Raw genomic sequence first — 21,373 nt, 5'->3', positions numbered from 1 at the left:
GGTTTCACTAGATAATGAATTTTTATGTTTTTCCTTATATTTTGTAGAGAATTGCCAAAATGGACGACAAAACGACAATTTTATCAAGTCGAATGTATGTGCGCTCTCGGTGAAAAAGTAAAAATTATGAGGGATCGCTTTTTCTATTGCAGCTAAGGGGGCAGATCCTGCGGAAATACGCCCCTAACACTCAACTATTACCAGTTTGTCGTTCAATCTCTCACACAGTTGTACTTAAAATGTCGGCCATGACAGCTTTCACCGTAGACATCGCGTTTTCATTCGACTCCACAGCATAATACATTGGCGTAATGACCTCTTGCTTACAAGCAAACTGCATGTCTTGTAAATCATCGTTTGTAACACATACACTACTTGATCTTAATAAATACGCCAATGTATGGTGTGAAGATGCTTGGAATTGATCAAACTTCGCATCATGTTTTCTTTCTCGATAAACTTCAATTCGTACAAACCTTCTAGTTCTTGTTTGACCTGAATCAAACTATTCTTACCATAGAACACACGTTGCAGCCTTTTATTAAACGTGTACTTAGACTGCTTATATTTATTAAATAACGTGATTTTGTTACGTTTTAACCATTTCTCCTTACGTTTAGGCTCAAAGAGTTATACATAGAGGAATTTGACCGTAATATTGATTGTTGGTAGACCTTCAAGTGACATTGTTATCCAAAGAATAAAAGATAGTCCATAATCCTGCTTCAATTGTTGACAAAAGATACTTCAACTTCCCATCATCTAATAATCCGTTCCAAATAAAATTATGCAACGATTCTATTAAATAGTGGGCAAAACGTAAAAACCATTGCTGAACGATTAGGAAATACTCCAGCAATGATTTATGAAATTTACGGGCATGTAATGAAAGAGTTGGAAGAGCAGTCAATGGAAGTGTTCAGCAGAAGTTTAGAAATGGGTGGGGCTAAAACTGGGGCTAATTAGTTTAAATAACCTTATAAACGTTGATAAATCAATGTTTTTATCATTTATCTAATGCTAGGACTATTAACATTCGAAATTATGTTAACGCTTGTAGTAAAATTAATTACATGATTATCCTAAATTTAAAAAAATGAGGTAAAAAAAGATGTCTACTACACTAGTATCTTCTAAATTAACTATTCCTCTCAATACACCTGATTTGATTGAGCGCAAGCAATTGTTTGATCTTTTACAGAACCAAACTTATAAAAAAGTGACGGTTCTCCGTGCACCAGCAGGTTATGGGAAAACGACTGTTCTAAGTAGTTGGTTCAAATCTAAGAAGGCAACGGTCGCTTGGCTTTCACTTGATGCTGCTGATAATGATCCGATTCGTTTTTGGACGTATGCTGTGCATGCCGTTGCAAAAGCCTATCAATGCCCTATCGATCAAGTACTTGCACCGCTTTTACACACCCAAGACCTAGCTACACTGGAATTTTTTATAAATTCATTTTTAGAGGAGCTCCATGCTTTAGCAAAACCGATTCAAATTGTATTAGATGATTATCATGTAATCGATAATCCGGTAATTCATCAACTTATGACACAATTTATCGAGTACTTACCTGTAGAGATACACGTCTATCTAACGACTCGAACAACCCTAGCCCTCCCTATTGCTAAGTGGCGAGTGAAACAATGGCTACAAGAATTCGATGCGGATCATTTACGCTTTACGTTCCAAGAAACGAAGCAATTTTTTTCTTGCAAACAGGTAACACCACTCAATCAACAATTTTTACAACAAATGTTGGACAAAACGGAAGGATGGGTAGCGGGCCTATTATTAACACGCTTGGCAAATGAACACCAAGTTGACTTATACGATCATATCGCACAACCGTTTATTTCTGAATTTTTATGGCAAGAAATCATTCAAAACCTTCCGACAACAACGCAAAAATTTCTTATAAAGACCTCCCTACTGCACGAGCTAGAACCAGCGATATGTGACCAACTAACAAAGCAGTCAAATAGTCTTGAACTGTTGGAAAGTTTAGAAGCAAAAGGTCTATTTATTATTCGTCTCCAAACAAAAAAGCCTGTTTTTCGCTACCATCATTTGTTTGCCGAAGCTTTACAAGTAGAACTAAATAAACAGTATTCCGTGCAGCAAGTACAGACTATTGTCCAAGAAGTCTCACATGCTATTTATAATCAAGGAAATTATCATTCTGCCATTGAACTTGCACTTAAATATGAACAATATAATCAAGCTGCTTTATGGATTGCAGAACATCTTGTCCAGCTATACGCTTCCGGGCAAACGACAACATTCATGCGCTGGTTGCATCAACTTCGAAGTGCTCAGTATACCGTTTCGTATGAAATGCTTGTTATCGGCTTCCTAACTTCTATAACAACAATGGACACAAAAATAGCTACTTCTCTAATGGAAGAGCTTGAACTGCGACAGCATGTAGAACAATGGATGGCGCAAGAAGAGCATGCTGCAATGGCCTATATATATGAAAGTGCAAAAGCGTATGCCATTGTCGCTTCTGGCGGAAATTTACAATTGGTTGAAGAGATTATGCGCAATTTGCTTGCGAATGGTCCTGCTCCTTCTCGCTGGGATAATGTTCCGATTCCCTATAATATTTTTGAATATAAGATTTCACGTACAAGTATTGGCTCTAAAGGAAAACTGCAACTGTTTGAAGAAGGCGAAGCTGTTAGCAAACTTTTTCGAGAAACAACATTACAAACTGCAAATGTGACAGCATTTAGTTATGGGGTTGCTGCTGAATCTTTATATGAGCGAAGTTTTATAGAAGCTGCCCAAAAAGAGTTGGAAATCGCCATTGCATTAGGTCAACAACATCAAGACCCAGGTTTATATATCCCTATGTATTTACTTAAAGCGAAAATATACGCTCATCAGCAACAGTCAAATACAGCTCGTATCATGTTGTCTCAGGTGTTAGAAGATGTTTCGGAAAAACATTGGCAAACGTCGATTCAAATTATGCAAGCCTATTGTTTTATCGTCGAGGGAGATAGCCAAAACGCAGAGATGCTCTTACTAGCAACAAAAACAAAGCAACCATTTTGGCAGCTCGTTTATGCTCGTTTATTGTTATTAAAGGACACACCTCAGGATGCACTACCAGTAATCATTCAAGTTAAAACAAAGGCACAGCAAGATGATCAAGTTGCAACGATGATAGAAGCAACAGTACTAGAAGTTATTTGTCAGCATCGTTTAGGAAACACTGCTATTGCATTAGATATTTTACATAAAGTATTGCAATGGGCAGCTAAATACTACTATGTTCGGACATTGGCAGATGAAAAAGAGCTACTCCCCCTTCTGGAGCAATATTTTCAATTAGATTCATTGGCAGCTAAGTGGAATCCTTACCCAGACTATTATTTACATTATTTACAAAGCTGTACAACCAATGTAGTTCGTCATGAAGTGTTGACACCGCGTGAAAAAGAGGTATTTGATCTGTTAGCCAAGGGTGTAACCAATCGTGAAATTGCAAACATGCTAAATCTATCGGCTGGTACTATTCGCGTTTATTTATCTACTATTTATCAAAAACTAGGTGTAAAATCCCGTTCACAAGCTATTCTCCTTGCCAAAAAGTAATAAAAAGCAACTAACAGCTCTTGAAAGCTGGTAGTTGCTCTTTTTTGTCAACTTATAGACGACACGCAAAGGCCGCATAATTCATGAATGCACGTCATAAAAAAGAACTGTTCCACTTTGAGAAACAGTTCTGAATATCTTATTTTTGAATAAACATTTGAGACCAATAGTTGCCGTCTTTTACAAAGCCAACTCCGATATGTGTATAGCTTTTGTTTAAAATATTTGCACGGTGTCCTTCACTATTCATCCACGCATTTACGACTTCAGAAGCTGATTTTTGACCTTTGGCGATATTTTCTCCAGCTGCTTTATACGTAATGCCAAATTTCTTCATCATTGCAAATGGTGAACCATACGTTGGGCTAGTATGGTCAAAGTAATTTTTATCATGCATATCTTGAGATTTATATTTTGCTACTCGTGATAGCTCCCAATCTTCTTTTAATGCTGGCAGACCTGCTTTCGCTCGTTCTGCATTGACAAGTTTCACTACTTCTTGCTCTACAGAAGCTTGTTCATTTGTTGGAATATTAATTTTTTGACCTATATTTATTTGATCTGGGTTTGCCAGTTGAGGGTTTGCATCTATTAATTCTTGTACACCTGTTTGTGTTTTTACAGCAATTTTCCAAAGAGAATCGCCTGCTACTACTGTATATGAGTCAGCGGCCATTGCGCTAATTGGTACCAATAAGGATAGTGATAATACGGATGCCATCGCTACTTTTTTTACTTTTCTAAACATGTAAATCATTCCTTCCTGTTTTGCTCTATATTTATGGTAAATAGATTAGTGAAATAATGCATCACTAAATATTTGGAAGGATTTTTACAGTTGTATGACATTTGAAATAATTGACGAATAGATTACGAGTTTATCAGTGTTTATTCTCAACTTGTCAGTAATAAAATTGAAATATAGTTGTAACAGGAATATATTACTACAAGATTTTAAACAGCAAAGGCACCATTCCAGTCATAAACTTCATGATAAATGGAAAACTTCCCGCCCACATTAAATTGTTTGAGTGCCTGGCACTATATTCAGAATTGTTTGGGTGACTGGCACTTTATTAAGGCAATATATAAACAGTCATACATAAAGGTTGCCATAGAGATAATTGTAATAAGTGGGATGCTACTATAGAAATAGAATGCGACGGCTGCAAATAATGTTCCAATCATTTTGCACACTGCAATAGACATAGATTGACCTGCCAGACTCCCCCTTGCAAAAAACAAGCCGATAAATAACCCTGACATCATTAAGTTTTGTATAAACGCAGCATATATCCCTTGCATATCATGAAGTTCATGCGAGAGTGCCAAAATAACTAAAAAGCTTGTTGCCAATGTAAAAAGGAAAGATGTATAAAAAAGTGTGGTAGACATTGTATTTTTAAATTCTTTGCGCCCATATATTAAATACTGCCACATAATTACAAGATCAAGGACAAACCAACTAAACGTAATGATTCTTTGAAAATCATTGTGTGGATATATAAACGTAAAGATAAACTCCCATGAAATATTGGCACAAATTGCAACCATTGGCATACCATATTGCTCATCCTGAAAACCACGTTTTATAATAAATATGTATGTCACTATCCAAAACAGACCCATGCCTATTTGACAAATTAAGAGAAAGTAGTCTTGATTCATAAACACACTCCTTTTTACTTGAATGTTGGTAATGTAACCTCTACTTTGCTACTGTATGATAAGGTATGAATCTATTATGTCTGTTTAAAGAAAGTCCGTTTTTTATAAGTAAACACAGTGAGGTCAAATAGCCTGTAACACCAGATACATATTGCATAAGCTATACATTGGCAATCTAATCCGATATAGTTAAACGGGGTGATGATATGAAAACTAAATTTTATTACAACAATAAGCAATTCATAGCAGGAACTACCTTAAAGGACGATTTGGAACTTGAACAAAATAATATGGCACTACATGTCTGCACAAGTACTGAGGATGTGTTAAGCAATCGAAAGAAATTAGCAGCTTCATTGCAATGTGATATCAATGATTTTATATGTACTCAACAAACACACAGTGCTAATTTTTATCGTGCAACTGTAGCAGATAAAGGTTTAGGCGCGCTGAGGCAAGATACAGCCATTGCCAATACCGATGCACTCTATACATTTGACCAAGATGTAATGCTTTGTACTTTTACTGCTGATTGTGTACCTGTTATTTTTTATAATGAACGTAGTGGTGTCATCGGTGTCATTCATTCTGGCTGGCAAGGAACAGTCAAGGAAGTGACATTGAAACTTTTCCGTCATTTAATAGAACAAGAGCACTGTAATCCACAGGATTTCCATGTTCAAATTGGCATGGCACTTAGCCAGCAAAAATTTGAGGTTGATGGTGATGTCTATGAACAATTTAATCGTCTAGGCTATGCCGATAATTTTATGTATTTCAATGCTGACACAAACAAGTATCACATTGATAATCAGCAAACTGTGAAAAAGCAATGTGAAATTGCCGGCATTCCGTCACAACAAATTACCATTGATCAAACATGTACGTATCTTAGTGAAGAAGGTTTCTCCTACCGCCAAGACAAAACATGTGGCCGACATGTAAGCTTTATTATGCGAAAATCATTCTAAAAAAAAGGCAATTTATCACTTTTTCAAATGATAAATTGCCTTTTTATAGCTTTCTGTTGATTATAGCTGTGAACATATACCCGTCAATAACGGCATTATTTATATTGGTTGACCGTGCTCTTTTCCTGCTTGTGTAATTCTGATGATTCAACTTTCTTCACTGAATCAGTTTATTTTAATGTCCCTGTACTAATGATGGATGTTTTCACCTGTACATCAATTGCTACTTTACTAATAATCTCCCGCTTTTTTTCAGTTGTCCATTTTCCGCGATGGTACATTCGGAAATATTCACTAAGACCACTTGGATCTACTTGCCATTCATTGAGTTTATCTAAAAACTTTTTAATATCTTGCTCCAACTCTTTATTCACGTCTTTTTCTAAATCCGCTAAACTTTCTATAGTAAATAAATCATTTTCTCGTGCACCTTTATATTCACTTAATGTTCCTTTGATTGTTAATGCTATCGTGAGTTTAGGTGAATGCATATTTTTATTACTCTCAATATGCACATCATTTTCCACTAAGTCAATCAATAACTTTTCTTTGCCATGTCCTTGCTCCATTTTAATATCTAATGGCGCAAGATTTTTTCTTCCTTGGATTGCCTGAATAATGAGTGCCTCATTCGGCGTGATCAATTCAATCATCTGGTTACCTTTAAATACAGCAATCCCTTTTATTTCGATTTTATCACTATTTTTATCAATAAACGGTATAGTAGGATCAAATACCGGATTCGAAATGGTATACATAAAATCATGGATGTTCGTATTAGGATTAAATGCTGTATTAATGCTAGGTTGCAATAAATCGTTTAAATAGAAATTAATATTCGGTTTATCAGGATAATTATATTTCAGCATTTCCTCTCCTTTTTCCTTCACAATGGCGATAAGTACTTTATTACCAACTTCGGCATTTCGGTATAAATGCTGAAGCACTTTTCGAATATTGCCTTGACGTGCGAACTCTTCATTAAACAACACAACGCGTAACTGATTAAAAACAATTTTTTTGTCTGAAAGTTTTTCTATTTCCACAATGCCATTTGAAACAAGTTCCGTAGTCACAGAAAAAGTTTGCGTACTTCGTTGCGCTTCAGGTGAATATTGAGGAATGGCGACGGTTAATTTCATACTATCCTTATCAATATAATCAAATGCGATAATGCCCACCATTCCGACATCTTCAAGCGGAACTTTTACTTCTTTTTCCGTACAGGCGGCTAAAACGAATAGTTGGATACAAAGAGTTACATAAAGAAGTTTTCTGCTCATACTTGCACCTGCTTCTTTTTTCGAAGTACATAAACCATCATTAATAATACTGGCCAAAGAATTAACATATAGCCAACATAATTGGCACTTGTAAATAATTTATCTTGAAATTCTCTGGAAGATGGCATTTTTACAACAAAGAAAATAATCGCAACTAAGATGTACAAATAAACATTACTTTTTTTAGATACTAAAGTCTCTACCCCTTTTTTTGCACACCATAAATAGGCGGCCACGGTCGATAAAATTAAAAAAACCCATAATGTAATGCCAAAAATATCAATTCTCTCAATAAACGAAAATTCCCCAGCTTTAAACAAGTTTAGTACTGAAAATTCCACATATTCTAGCTGCCATTCAGAATAATACATAACACTAATCGCTGTCGTAATAAAACAAAGTAAGATACTAATCCAAATGCCAATTAACGAATGACGGAATGCTTTTTTTTGATCGACAATGTAGGGAAAATAAAACATGACTAATTCATAACCTAGAACCGATAAATACCCTCTTTTTAATGCCTCATAAAAGTCATTTACACTAAAAAAATTAAATAGAGGTAAAAAGTGACTCATATGGCCCTTTTCAAATGCCCAATGTGTAAAATATAGAAAACCTATCGTTAGAAAAAGGGTCATGATACAAAAACGGGCAATCGATTTAATGCCTCCACTGACAATATAAATAAGCAATAATAAAAAACAAAAAACAGGCCCCGTAATAGTTTGCTCTTGAAGAGCAGTACTTTGAATTAGATGCATATAATTACTAATAATGCCTGCAATAAAAACGAGAAATTGAATAACGAAAAAAAGATTGATACATTTCCCTAACCATTTACCTAGTAGGATTTCATTGATACGAAATAGGTTGTCATTTGGAAATTTAGAATTAATCCAAATCATTGGGTACAGTGTAACACTTGCAATCACACCAAAAATCAATGGCATCAATGCTTGGCTATAGCCTAAAGAACTAAGTTGCTGAGGCAGGGAGAGAATACCAGTACCAATCATGACGCTTTGTGCTAAAAACACAACATGATATGCATTTAATAACTTTTTCTTGCTCTTACCTGTACTCAACTAAAACCACCTCAAATGCTACAAAAGCTGTTATTTTTTTTGTGCTCTAGAAATACCCTTCTTGGTTTTTAAATATTTTGTTGGAAATCGAATAATACTATCGAATAAATCACTGGCATTACGAGGAACAACCGGTGACATATACGGTGTTCCTAATGAATTTAATCGTAATAAATGAGCAAATAGCCATGCAAATGCTAGCATTAATCCGTATAACCCAAACAGACCAGCAGACAAAATAAAAATATACCGAATAAATCTACTTGTATTACTCAATAAAAAGATCGGTGGTAGAAATGACAGTAAGGCAGATGTCGCAACCAATACAATTAGAATATTACTAAGCAATCCCGCTTCAACAGCTGCTGTACCGATCACGATACCTCCAACGATACCAATCGTTTGACCGACTTTAGCAGGCATTCGCGAACCTGCTTCACGCAGCACTTCAATAATTAATTCAATAAACAATACTTCTATTAGTGGCGGAAATGGAACTTTACTTCTGGATTCCTGAAGATTTAACAAAAGCTCATAAGGTAATACTTCAGGATGAAATGTTAAAGCAGAGATATACATCGGCGTAATCATAATGGTTAGGAAAAAGCCAAAAAATCGAAGCATTCGTAATAATGAGGCTGTTGTCCAACGGTTATAATAATCTTCGACTGAAACAAACATTTCAAAAAAGGATGTAGGACAAACAATCGCAGCCTGACTATTATCCATAAAAATCACGATTCTTCCATCAATAAGATACTGACTAACACTATCTGGTCGTACGCTCATATAATGCTGCGGGAAAGGAGATAACGGATTATCTTCAATCAGTTGCTTGAGCTCTGATATATCTGTAAAAAAAGGGAATTGTATTTGATTGATTCGCTCTCGTAGCGTGTCTAAATTTTCTTTATTTACGATATTGTCTATATATAAAATTGAAATTTTAATATTGGTTTCTGTTCCTACAGTGCGTGTTTCATTTTTTAACTTTGGATTTTGAATCCGTCTCTTTACTAATGAAATATTGGTCTCTAATGATTCAGTAAAAGCATCTTGTGGTCCAATAACTGTTGACTCTGTTTCCGTATTTGTTATCGAACGTGTAGGGGCACTATAGGTGTCAATCACTCGAAGTTGCGCTGTTTTATGGAAAAACAATAAGGTTTGGCCTGCATCTAATTTTTGCAAAATCAAATCCACATCGTCTAATTCTACTGCATCAGATACTTGAAAAATTTGATTAACATGGTTCGCTAACGGTATGAAAACCATCGATTGTAAAGTCATTTTCTCGATAAGAGAAGAGAAATAGATAATTGTCGCATCCCCTGCATCAGTAACCATCTCTTTTATAACGACATCATCAATTTCTTGAACCTTGTCCTTTATCTGGTCAATTACTTGCTGTTCTCTTTCTTCCATGCCATTTCAACCCCCGTTAAACGCCCGTATGTATCATGAACACAACATATTTCTTTATGTAGCTTATCCTTTTTTTGAATAACTATGTATGGAACATCTCTAAAAAATCTTGATTCTACTATAAAAAAGGATGTATCTCAAATTAAAGAGATACATCCTTTTTCGATCATTTAGTACGCTTGTTAGCAGGTCTTTCTTTTCCAATACCAAACACATAATAACTAAGTGTTACAAGTATCAGGAAAGCAATCCCTACAATTAACGAAACACGCGTATCCTCATTAAACCACATACCGATAAGCACCATAACTAAAAACGCGATGGTTGCATAGTTTGTCAAAGGAGCTAAAGGCGTTTTAAATGGGTGATTTTCCATTTGCGCTGCTTTTACTTTTCTAAACCGAATTTGACTAATTAAAATAATAAACCAAGGAATCATCCCAGGAAGTACGCTGGCACTATAAACATAAACAAATAGGTTTTCTGGTGCAATATAACTTAAAATAACACCAATGACTAACCCAACTAATACGCCAGCAGTACCTAAAATCGGAACACCGTTATTTGAAACCTTTGCAAAAAACTTAGGTGCCTGACCATTCATAGCCAGTGTATAAAGCATACGTCCCGCACTGTAAATGCCACTATTACAACCACTCATAGCTGCTGTAATTACAACAAAGTTAATAATACCAGCCGCTGCCGTAATCCCTACCTTAGCAAAAGTAGCAACAAACGGACTACCAATCGTTCCTAACTCATCCCACGGGTAAACCGTTACAATAACAAAAATCGCACCGATATAGAAAATTAAAATGCGCCAAATAATACTTTGGATAGCATTGGTAATTGTTTTTTGCGGATTTTTTGCTTCTCCAGCCGTAATTCCGATAAGCTCTACACCTTGGTAAGCCGCCACGACTAAAGATAATGCAAAGAAGAAACCTGTCCAACCACCTGTGAAGAAGCCACCATGTGACCACAGATTGGATAAACCGATTGGCATACCGTCATTTCCAAACCCAAAGAAAATAAGACCAATACCAGCCACAATCATAAGCACAATTGTAACGATCTTAATCATCGCAAACCAAAACTCGAATTCGCCGAATGATTTAACAGAAATAAAGTTTGCTACACCTAGTATAACCATAGCAATTAACCCAGGAATCCATGCAGGTAAATCAGGATACCAATATTGCATATATGTTCCGACTGCTATAATTTCAGACATCCCAACGATAACCCACTGAAACCAGTTACTCCACGCAGTTAAATAACCCGCCAATGGATGAATATATTTATAACCAAATGTTGCAAAAGATCCAGTACTTGGCTCTACATAGAGCATCTCACCCATAGCTCGCATGATGAAAAATATAAAAATGCCCGAGATAGCATATGCAAGGAGCACGGATGGCCCAGTCCACTGGATAGCGCTAGCGGAACCCATAAATAGGCCTACACCAATCGTACCACCTAGAGCGATCATTTGAATATGTCGCGCCTCCAGCCCTCTCTTTAATTCTTTGTTTGCCACTTGAATACGCCTCTTTCTATCTTAATATAAGAACGATAAATTACTTTATAAATAATAATAAATTCTTCTCAAAAACACAAATGTATTTTTAGGAAAAACAATATTTTTTAAATTTTAATATAATAAATACACGATTTAATATCCTCTTTGAAAACAGTTTTACCTAGACACTACTAAAGAAGTCAACAATCCATATATATCTAGTTAAAAGAACATAATAAATGTGCTAAAGAAACAAAAATTCTTAAAATTCACTACCTGCTTTTCCCATGTATAACGCACGCTCAATTACTATATTAGTAGCGTAATAATATCGTTAAACTTCCTTCTCTTTTTAATAGTATTATTATTTCAGAATATTCATAATTATCATTTTTATACTAAAAAACTTCTTTCTTTTCTTTAGATTTTAATATTTCTTAAAATTCGACCAATTTCACTTCGAATTCGTAAAAATAATTGACCTGAATGTCAAAAAAGTATAAGATTTTTACATATTTCTAAGAAAAAGAGGCTTTCATGTGAGAAATTTATTATTTAGAAGAAAAAATATAGCGGATTTATTGAAAAAGGAAGGAACTATTCAGCTCAAACAATCGTTAGGTGCTTTTGACCTGATTTTGCTTGGGGTTGGCGCAATTGTTGGCACAGGGATATTTATCTTGCCTGGAACGGTGTCAGCTACCCATGCAGGGCCAGGAATTGTTTTTTCATTTATCATAGCCGCTATTGTTTGTGCATTAGCAGGTATGTGCTATTCTGAGTTTGCTTCAAGCGTACCTGTCACAGGGAGTGCCTATACGTATGGCTACATTGTATTTGGCGAAATCGTTGCTTGGCTAGTTGGCTGGGCACTGTTATTAGAGTATGGATTAGCCGTTGCAGCCGTTGCAACTGGATGGTCATCGTATTTAAGTGCGCTCCTTGCTGGCTTTAATATTTCGCTGCCAACAGCAATCTCAGGGTCATTTAACCCTGCCGCTGGTACGTATATCAATTTACCTGCCATCGTTATTATTTTGGCCACAGCCTTTTTCTTAATGCTAGGCATAAAAGAATCCACTCGATTAAATTCCATTATGGTCTTTTTGAAAGTGGGCGTTATTTTACTATTTATTGGCGTTGGTGTATTTTACGTGGAACCAACAAATTGGCAACCGTTTCTACCATTTGGCGTAAGTGGTGTATTAAGTGGCGCTGCTCTTGTATTTTTCGCTTATCTTGGATTTGATGCTGTTTCATCAGCAGCTGAAGAAGTAAAAAATCCCCAACGTAATATGCCAATTGGTATTATTGGCTCCTTATTAATATGTACAGTTCTTTATGTTGTTGTTTCACTTGTATTAACAGGTATGGTGCCCTACACTGATTTAAACGTTAGTGATCCAGTCAGCTATGTTATGCAACTTGTTCATCAAGACTGGATTGCGGGTATTATTTCCCTTGGTGCAGTTGTCGGCATGATGACGGTTATCCTTGTCATGTCCTATGGAGGGACACGCTTGCTATATGCTTTAGGCCGTGATGGTTTACTGCCAAAAAGTATGGCTGAACTGAGTCCTAAGTTTAAAACCCCTGTCAAGAACACTTGGGTATTCGCTATCCTTGTAGCCTTTTGCGCTGGCTTTGTCCCGTTATCGAAGCTTACGGAACTTGTCAATATGGGGACGCTAGTAGCTTTCACAATCGTTTCAATAGGCGTCATTTATTTACGTAAAAACAAAAATATTCCATCAGGTGGTTTTAAAGTACCGTTCTTCCCTGTACTACCGATTCTGTCATTCTTGATGTGCTTATTTTTAATTTCCCAGCTATCTATTCATACATGGATTGCTTGTGGACTTTGGTTTGTATTCGGTTTAATTGTGTACTTTGTATATGGCCGAAAGCATAGCACGATGAACTAAATCGTGCCAGTCACTCAAACAATTTGCAAACAATTTAAAAGCTGTGTTGCCCTTGTGGAAACGCACAAAACGTAAGCCGCAACAATCTGCGTGGTAGCAGAGGTTGCGGCTTACGCAATAGCTATTGCAATAAGGTTTGTTCCTGAAGTTTTGCGGCGAAATATTTGCGGGCATCCGCTGTAAGAATTTGCAAATGTACAACTTCTTCCTGCCGTGCAAACTCTACAAACATACCACTTAAGTTTTCATAGACATATTGTATTTTAAAGCCGCTGTCTAAAAAGTCATCAACTTTCTTTATTTCTTCTGTACTTTGTAAAAAATCTGACATGCGCTCACCCCTTCTCTCTACTAATCAGCACCTTTTATTTCTAAAAGTGGTTCCGTTTGATCTACTGCCTCAACGTCATCTGAGCCAACTGCGGGTTGTGGCACCAAATCTTGCCCAAATAGTTCATCTAAGTTATGACCAGCTGTAATCCCTAAATACTTCGCATCACTTGGATCTTCTAATTCAGCTTGAGGATACTTTTTAAACCACCAGTACTTCGCTAATACATAGTAAACCAACGCTCCAACGATAAAACCCACTAGTGATGAATAAGCAGAGAAAATATTTGCAATGACACCGCCGATAACCCAAGCGATTAAGCCTGCTAAATTAAAGCCATTCATATATTTGAATTGACCGTTTAGCTCATACAAATCTTTGACATTGATGCGTCTTTTTCGAATTAAATAATAATCTGCGTATAAAATACCAACAATGGCTGTTAAAATACCACCTATAATTAAGAGCGCGTTGACTAAAACATCAAATAAGCTCCATGGCTGTGCAAGAATTCCTATTACACCCGCAATTACAACGCCAACCCAGAATGGTACTTTTGGGCCGCCAATATTAGAGAAAATAGTAGCTGCTGGAATCACATTAGCAGACGTATTCGTTGACCATTGCGCTAAAACAATCATTAATAATAAAATTCCAAGTATCAAGCCACTTGCACTTTGCTGTAATGCATTGATTGGATCTGCAGATGCAACCGCCATATAACAAACCGCGCCAATTGTAACGATAAATGTATTCGTGATGGGCATAACAATTAAAGAACCGACCAACTGGGTTTTGTTCCGTTTAAACCAGTTGCGCTCATTTTTAGGTGCATTAAAGAAGCGAGACAATGATGGCATATCAGCGGCTAACGTAGCCCAGAATCCCATATTTGCCATGATAACAATCATAAATGCTGTAAAAGCCGCTACACCCGTAGTTGGCGTCTCAACCCAAGACCAGACATCTTTGCCTTGTATTGTGGCCGCATCTGCTAATGTTATATACATCCAGCAGGAAATTAAAATAATAATGGGCGCCGCTAAATCTGCAAAACGCTCAATTGATTTAATACCTAACGAAGTATTAAATAATTGTAGAGCAGCAAAGACTAGAAAACATAGAAACCAATTATTAAAACCAAAAAGTAAATTAAGAATGCCATTAATAGCCATGGCGCCGAAATAGGTGTTTATACCGAACCAACAGGCTGCTGTTACGCCTCGCACTAACGATGGAATGTGCGTTCCAAAAGTACCGAATGGAGCACGCATATATACAGGAAAAGATAAGCCATGCTCAATCCCGATATCACCAATTAATGTCATAAATACACCGATTAAACAAGAGCCAATCAATGTCGCTAAAATAACCATTGGCAAAGGTAAACTCATAATAGCAGAACCACCAATTGCAAATGCGGCTAGTACAATAGCCATGCCTATCCAAATGACTGCAAAACCGAATGTTCCAATATTTCTTTGTTGATGTGTCACTGGAAGTAAATCAGGGGATTTCAAATAATTCCCGTCATGTTCCATACATTTCGCTCCTTTTTGAATAGATTATGCATCGGCACAAGGAATCCGAATATCATTCGTACCATGTACTGACAGCATGCATTTATCCAGACATCGAATCATTATCCCCTGAAATCTAGCATTTTGTACCAGTTAGCTCTTACATGGGGAAAATGCTCTACTGAATAAACGAGATTTCCGTGACAACTCCATGAGGCTTTCCTCCCTTTTCGAAATCATTCGTAAGGAAGGTGGAAAAACAGTTAATCATTACACAGATGAACCTTTTATTTAGATAGACTATTCATTAACAATTGGCGCTCATTCCAAGTCATTGGCGCAATAGCGGATTGTCTTTCGACCATAGAAATTGCTCCATCAACCGGACAGACAATCGAACATAAATTACAACCAACGCAATCTTCTTCGCGAACCTTTAGCATAGGCTTTCCATTTTCCGTATACAAATCGATACATTGATGGGACGTATCTTCACAAGCAATATGACACTTATTACAGTTAATACATACATCATTATTGATGTCCGCAACAATTTTATAGTTTAAATCTAGATTGCCCCAGTCCGAATATCGAGGCACCGAGCGACCAACTAAGTCCTTTACCGAAGCAATTCCCTTATCATCTAAATAATTATTTAGTCCATCAATCATATCTTCGACAATACTAAATCCGTGGTGCATAGCTGCTGTACAAACTTGCACACCCGTTGCACCCATCAACATAAACTCTGCTGCATCTTGCCAATTGGAAATACCACCTATACCCGATATCGGAACCTGAATGTGAGGATTACGAGCACACTCTGCTACCATATTGAGTGCTATTGGCTTCACAGCTGGACCACAATAGCCGCCATGCGCCCCTTTACCTGCAACATGAGGTATTGTATTCCATGTATTTAAATCAACACCTGCCAAGCTGTTGATTGTATTAATCATACTAATAGCGTCCGCTCCGCCTCTTGTCGCCGCTTCTGCTGTTACTGTTATATCCGTTATATTTGGCGTTAGTTTCACAATAACTGGCGTACGTGCTACTTCCTTCACCCAATACGTTTGCTTTTCCACCAATTCAGGTACTTGACCAGAGGCGGAGCCCATTCCTCGTTCTGCCATGCCATGTGGACAACCAAAGTTAAGCTCAAGACCATCTACCCCCACATCTTCTACGCGTTTGACAATTTCATGCCACTTTTCTTGCTTTGGTTCTACCATAAGGGAAGCAATAATGGCGTGATGAGGAAACCTTTTTTTCGTTTCATAAATCTCTTTTAAATTTACCTCCAACGGGCGATCGGTTATTAATTCAATGTTATTAAAACCTGCCACACGTTGCCCGTTATAACTAACCGCTGCAAAACGTGAAGAAACATTTAAAATCGGTTCACCCAATGTTTTCCAAACTGCCCCACCCCACCCAGCTTCAAATGCACGCTGCACTTGATAGCCTGAGTTCGTAGGTGGTGCGGATGCGAGCCAAAATGGATTGGGTGATTTTATCCCCGCTAAATCTATTCGTAAATCTGCCATGTCACTGCCCCCCTTATGCAATCTCGCTTGGTTTTCTTAAACGTTCATGAATCTTATAAGCAGCATCTTTTCCTTGTTGAACCGCTGTTACAACCATTGCCTCTCCTTGTCCGTTGCCAAAAACAACATCCCCACATGCAAACACTTTTTTATTCGATGTTTGCATCGTCGTTTCATCAATATCAACAACGCCATTTGTATGCTGTAAGCCAAACGCTTCAATTAATGACACAAAACGCGTTTGACCAATTGCTTTAATAACTGCATCCACCTTTAAAATAAAATTGGATCCTGCAACCTCTTCTGGTCTTTGACGACCATCTGCTCCTGCTTCACCGAGCTTCATGTGAACGCATTCAATGCCAATCACTTCACCTGCATCATTGCCGATGATTTTTTTCGGCGCTGTTAACCATTGAAACTCCACGCCATCTTGCTTGGCAAATTCAAATTCAAATTTGTATGCGGTCATTTCTTTTTGCGTTCTTCTATAAAGTATTTTCACATTATCCGCACCTAATCGCACGGCACAAGTAGCACCATCAATTGCGGTATTCCCAGCACCAATAACTGCAACACGTTTCCCTACTAAATCAGTTGGAAGCGCTCCCACTTTTGTTTGTTTTACAAATTCAATGGCATCATGCACGCCTAACAGACCTTCTCCTTCAATACCCAGATGTGGCACAGCCCCCATACCAACTGCTAAAATGACACTGTCATATTGTGCTAATATTTCTTCTGCAGAAATGTCGCTACCTACTGTCGTATTTGTTTGAATGTTCACACCGAGTTTGACAATTTGCTCGACTTCCCAATCTGCTACCTCATTTGGTAAGCGGAACGACACGATACCATAGCTTCCTAAACCACCTGCTTTCGCTTCAGCCTCATAGATTGTGACACTATAACCAAACCGACTAAGCTCACGCGCCGCCGAAAGACCAGCAGGACCCGCCCCAATAATGGCTACTTTCAGTCCATTGCTTTCGCCTTTCTTAAACAGCTGTGCACCTGTCTCCATTGCCCAATCTGTCGCATAACGCTGTAGTTCTCCGATTCTAATTGGCTTTGTTGAGGAATTTAACACACATGCCCCTTCACAGAGCTCTTCTGTTGGACAAACTCTTGCACAACTTGCACCAATTGGGTTTGCTTCTAATATAGTAGTGGCAGAACCCTTCATATTCCCTGATGCAATTTTTTTTATGAAATTTGGGATTTGAATGCTTGTTGGACAAGCTTTAATACAGGGTGCATCATAACAATAAAGGCAACGATTTGCTTCTTCCATTGCCTCATTTTTTGTCATTCGACTTGTTAACTCAACAAAATTACGCTGAAGTAGCTTGGTCATTGCATGCTCTTGCATCGGAACCATTTCCACATCCCCCTCATGTGTTCTTGTTGAACTTGCCATTGTTTAATAGCCGATTGTTTTGTTCTCCAGTCAAAACAATCGGCCATGTATTACCTATTGCTAATTACACCTTTGCATGATTGTTTAAATCCTGCTTGAAAGGTGGTGCTACATTGACTGTGTGACAACAGTGTTGAAGCCACACGAAATATTTGCAAAAACAAGTTAGATTTTTATCGTTTCCGCAGTCGTTTTCAGTTGGCGTTTGATATAGCGACCACTGCCTAGTACACCAACAAATTCTTTCTCTTTAATAACATATTCCCCACGGACAAGCACAGTGACCGGTTCCCCCGTCACTTCCCAACCTTCATATGGATTGTAGTCCACATTCATATGGTGGGTTTTTGCTGAAATTTCGCGTTTTACATTAGGATCAAAAATCACGATATCTGCGTCAGAACCTATAGCAATTGTCCCTTTTTGTGGAAACAGACCAAAAACTTTTGCAGCATTTGTAGCAATCATATCAACAAATTCATTGACAGTTATTTTCCCTTTGGCAACCCCTTCTGAATATAAAATACTAAAGCGATCTTCAATAAACGGTCCACCGTTCGGAATTTTAGAAAAATCATTTAACCCTAATTGCTTTTTGCCGTTAAAACTAAACGAGCATTGATCGGAACCAATTGTTTGTAATTGCTTCGCTTTTAAGGCATTCCATAAATGCTCCTGATGGTATTTCGGACGAAGTGGCGGTGACCATACATATTTTGCCCCTTCAAAGCCTGGTTGTGCTAAAGCAGACTGGTCTAATGTCAAATAAGGTGGACATGTTTCGCCATAGACGTTATAGCCTTTTTCACGTGCTGCAATAATTTCATCCACCGCTTCTTTACAAGTAACATGGACAACATAAAGCGTTGCACCTGCGATATGGGCTAGTTCAATCGCACGTTTTGTGGCTTCTCCCTCTAATTGTGCTGGACGCGTAAGCGCATGATAAATCGGCTCTTTATGTCCCGCACGTCTTGCCTCTTCGACAAGCTCATCGATAACTGAGCCATTTTCACAGTGCACCATAACAATTGCACCAACATCTTTTGCAATTTTGAACGCTTTAAAAAGCGTGCGATCTGTCGCTTGGAATTCTTTTGCATAGGCCATAAAAACCTTTACAGAGGTAATTCCTTCTTGCTCTAGTAACACAGGTAATTCCGCTTCTGTCTGTGGTGTTAGTTCGCCAATCATTAAATGGAATCCATAATCAATTGCAGATTTCCCTTTTGCTTTTTCATGCCATTTTTCAACAGCAGTAGAAAGTTTCTCTTCACCTGCTGTTAAACAAAAGTCTAAAATCGTTGTGGTGCCGCCAAACGCAGCCGCTATCGTACCCGATTTCCAATCATCGTCTGTTACTGTATTATTAAAAGGCATATCTAAATGGGTATGCGGATCAATTCCTCCTGGCATTACGTATTTATCAGTAGCATCAATGATTTCCGCACCTGCAACAGATAAATTTTTACCTATCTGTACAATGATTCCGTTCTCAATAAGAATATCTGCTTCGTAGACATCTGAAGCAGTTGCGATTCGTCCACCTTGAATGATTTTTTTCATACTATCCTACCTTTCGTGGTCGATATTCAAGTAAACTATTTTCACTTTCTTCTTTTAACTTGATTCATTGCAGCATCACTTTGGCAGCTTTCTAGTTAGTAATAGAGACGTAACAATCATGATAAATTTCAAATTTTAATGTAAGCTGTACGTTTGCCCCATACTGTATTTTGTTTGCATCGTTAATACCGTTTCGAGGAGAATATCTGCTCCCTTTGCGCAATCTTCAAATGATGTTTCTTCCTCCTCGCAATGACTCTTTCCATTAATACTCGGTACGAAAATCATTGCTGAAGGTATCATCGTCGCTATATATTGCGCATCATGCCCTGCTCCACTAAACATTCGATGAGCGGTATAGCCAAATCGTTGGCAAGCTGTTTCGATTTCATCACAAATTTGTCGATCAAATAATACTGTGTCTCTTCCCCATAGTTTCACAGCTTCTATACGACAACCTATGTCTTCTGTAGGCAAGTTTTTCAATACTTCCTCGACCTTTTGCATAATAGCAGGATTTTGATGCCGTGAATCAATTGTAAACGTCACTTTATTTGGTATAACGGTATGAATATTAGGTAAAACATGCATCCGCCCAAAGGTATATACTAGTTGCTCATCAATCTTGCCAAGCTGTTCATGTAAAAATACCATTGTTTTTGCGGCAACAATCATCGGGTCTTGGCGCATTGCCATCGGTGTTGTTCCTGCATGATTGGATTGGCCAGTAAAGGTAATTTCATAACAAACCATTCCTAGTACCCCTTCAACAACACCTATTTCCATTTGCTTTGCTTCTAAAACGGGCCCTTGTTCGATATGGAGTTCAATATAAGCAAGGGCTTCCTTTAAGCGATGTTGTTGCTCACCCTCATAACCACTTGCTTGGAGTGCGGCTTGAAAAGTCATGCCATTGTTATCGACAGACAGTAGCATTTGGGCTTTTTCAAATTTTGCAGCAATGACGCCTGAGCTCATCATCGCCGGATCAAAGCGAGCCCCTTCTTCATTCGTAAAATTCACAATCATTAATGGCACATCTAACTCTACGTCATTGTCCTTTAATGTTCGAATCGCTTCTAATGCTGTTAACACACCTAAAACACCATCAAATTTCCCACCCTTTTCAACTGAATCTAAATGAGAGCCCATAACAATTGGCGGAACTTCTTTTTGGCCTGGTAGCATCGCATAGATGTTGGCCATATCATCTACTTTGATTTCCATCCCTAATTCTTCACAACACTTACAAAAATAATTTCTAGCTAAAATATCTTCTTTCGAAAGAGATAAACGCGTGACACCACCGTTTAAAGTAGCTCCAAACTGACTAAATTGTTCAATCGAATCTTGCAATCGTCTACTATTACATTTATACATATGCAAGTCCTCTCTTTCACAGTAGTTACTAAACATTCTAAAATAGATAAATTTTAAGAGATATGGATATAACACTAAAAAAATATGTGCATCTGCACATGATATATGGTAAGTTAT

15 protein-coding genes and 1 pseudogene are annotated in these 21,373 nt (G+C 37.5%); 4 read left to right on the top strand and 12 right to left on the bottom strand.

Annotated elements, in window-relative coordinates:
* Positions 1-786 precede the first annotated feature (786 nt).
* Both I5435_RS07830 and I5435_RS07825 read left to right on the top strand, forming a co-directional pair.
* Positions 787-966, top strand: a pseudogene (locus tag I5435_RS07830) (site-specific integrase); the annotation flags it as partial.
* 145 nt (positions 967-1,111) lie between these two features.
* A complete protein-coding gene (locus tag I5435_RS07825) occupies positions 1,112-3,607 on the top strand; it encodes a winged helix-turn-helix domain-containing protein (RefSeq protein ID WP_337983541.1) in 2,496 nt (831 codons plus the stop codon).
* Positions 3,608-3,746: 139 nt separating this feature from the next.
* Here I5435_RS07825 and I5435_RS07820 read toward each other — a convergent pair whose 3' ends face one another.
* Complete coding sequence (locus I5435_RS07820; RefSeq protein WP_025219101.1) at positions 3,747-4,355, bottom strand: CAP domain-containing protein; 609 nt, start codon at positions 4,353-4,355, stop codon at positions 3,747-3,749.
* A gap of 299 nt (positions 4,356-4,654) precedes the next feature.
* Entirely contained in the window at positions 4,655-5,275 is a 621-nt protein-coding gene (locus tag I5435_RS07815) for a transmembrane-type terpene cyclase (RefSeq protein WP_337983540.1), read from the bottom strand.
* Positions 5,276-5,481: 206 nt separating this feature from the next.
* Between I5435_RS07815 and pgeF the strand changes: the two genes are divergently transcribed.
* Positions 5,482-6,246 (top strand): peptidoglycan editing factor PgeF, encoded by a 765-nt coding sequence (gene pgeF, locus I5435_RS07810; protein ID WP_024364227.1) that lies wholly within the window; start codon positions 5,482-5,484, stop codon positions 6,244-6,246.
* A gap of 170 nt (positions 6,247-6,416) precedes the next feature.
* Here pgeF and I5435_RS07805 read toward each other — a convergent pair whose 3' ends face one another.
* The 4 genes from I5435_RS07805 to I5435_RS07790 all read right to left on the bottom strand — a co-directional run bounded on the left by I5435_RS07805 (position 6,417) and on the right by I5435_RS07790 (position 11,582).
* Positions 6,417-7,529 (bottom strand): Ger(x)C family spore germination protein, encoded by a 1,113-nt coding sequence (locus I5435_RS07805; RefSeq protein ID WP_024364229.1) that lies wholly within the window; start codon positions 7,527-7,529, stop codon positions 6,417-6,419.
* A complete protein-coding gene (locus tag I5435_RS07800; RefSeq protein ID WP_337983539.1) occupies positions 7,526-8,617 on the bottom strand; it encodes a GerAB/ArcD/ProY family transporter in 1,092 nt (363 codons plus the stop codon). Before I5435_RS07800 ends, I5435_RS07805 begins: the two co-directional genes overlap by 4 nt.
* A gap of 30 nt (positions 8,618-8,647) precedes the next feature.
* On the bottom strand, positions 8,648-10,042 hold the full coding sequence (locus tag I5435_RS07795; protein WP_337983538.1) for a spore germination protein: 1,395 nt from the start codon (positions 10,040-10,042) through the stop codon (positions 8,648-8,650).
* 166 nt (positions 10,043-10,208) lie between these two features.
* Positions 10,209-11,582, bottom strand: a complete 1,374-nt coding sequence (locus I5435_RS07790; RefSeq protein ID WP_324255187.1) for an amino acid permease — start codon at positions 11,580-11,582, stop codon at positions 10,209-10,211.
* A 521-nt stretch (positions 11,583-12,103) separates the two neighbouring features.
* On the opposite strand from I5435_RS07790, the gene I5435_RS07785 reads away from it, so the two are divergent.
* Positions 12,104-13,489, top strand: coding sequence for a branched-chain amino acid transporter BcaP (locus tag I5435_RS07785; protein ID WP_337983537.1), 1,386 nt, complete (start codon positions 12,104-12,106; stop codon positions 13,487-13,489).
* Between the two features lie 121 nt (positions 13,490-13,610).
* On the opposite strand, the gene I5435_RS07780 is transcribed toward I5435_RS07785, so the two are convergent.
* The 6 genes from I5435_RS07780 to I5435_RS07755 form a co-directional block, all read right to left on the bottom strand.
* Positions 13,611-13,820 carry a hypothetical protein gene (locus I5435_RS07780; RefSeq protein WP_069511721.1) on the bottom strand — a complete coding sequence of 70 codons (210 nt, stop codon included), beginning with the start codon at positions 13,818-13,820 and terminating at the stop codon, positions 13,611-13,613.
* Between the two features lie 20 nt (positions 13,821-13,840).
* A complete protein-coding gene (locus I5435_RS07775) occupies positions 13,841-15,361 on the bottom strand; it encodes an NCS1 family transporter (RefSeq protein ID WP_337983536.1) in 1,521 nt (506 codons plus the stop codon).
* A 266-nt stretch (positions 15,362-15,627) separates the two neighbouring features.
* Positions 15,628-16,890 carry an NAD-dependent dihydropyrimidine dehydrogenase subunit PreA gene (gene preA / locus I5435_RS07770; RefSeq protein ID WP_024364236.1) on the bottom strand — a complete coding sequence of 421 codons (1,263 nt, stop codon included), beginning with the start codon at positions 16,888-16,890 and terminating at the stop codon, positions 15,628-15,630.
* Between the two features lie 13 nt (positions 16,891-16,903).
* A complete protein-coding gene (locus I5435_RS07765; protein WP_337983535.1) occupies positions 16,904-18,271 on the bottom strand; it encodes an NAD(P)-dependent oxidoreductase in 1,368 nt (455 codons plus the stop codon).
* Positions 18,272-18,475: 204 nt separating this feature from the next.
* Positions 18,476-19,876 (bottom strand): dihydropyrimidinase, encoded by a 1,401-nt coding sequence (gene hydA, locus I5435_RS07760; RefSeq protein WP_337983534.1) that lies wholly within the window; start codon positions 19,874-19,876, stop codon positions 18,476-18,478.
* A gap of 135 nt (positions 19,877-20,011) precedes the next feature.
* On the bottom strand, positions 20,012-21,256 hold the full coding sequence (locus I5435_RS07755) for a Zn-dependent hydrolase (RefSeq protein WP_337983533.1): 1,245 nt from the start codon (positions 21,254-21,256) through the stop codon (positions 20,012-20,014).
* Positions 21,257-21,373: the final 117 nt, after the last annotated feature.

Source organism: Lysinibacillus sp. C5.1 (assembly GCF_016350185.1).
Lineage (GTDB): Bacteria > Bacillota > Bacilli > Bacillales_A > Planococcaceae > Lysinibacillus > Lysinibacillus sphaericus.
Note: the sequence above shows the minus strand (reverse complement) of the source record. Positions and strands in the feature narration are given on the sequence as shown.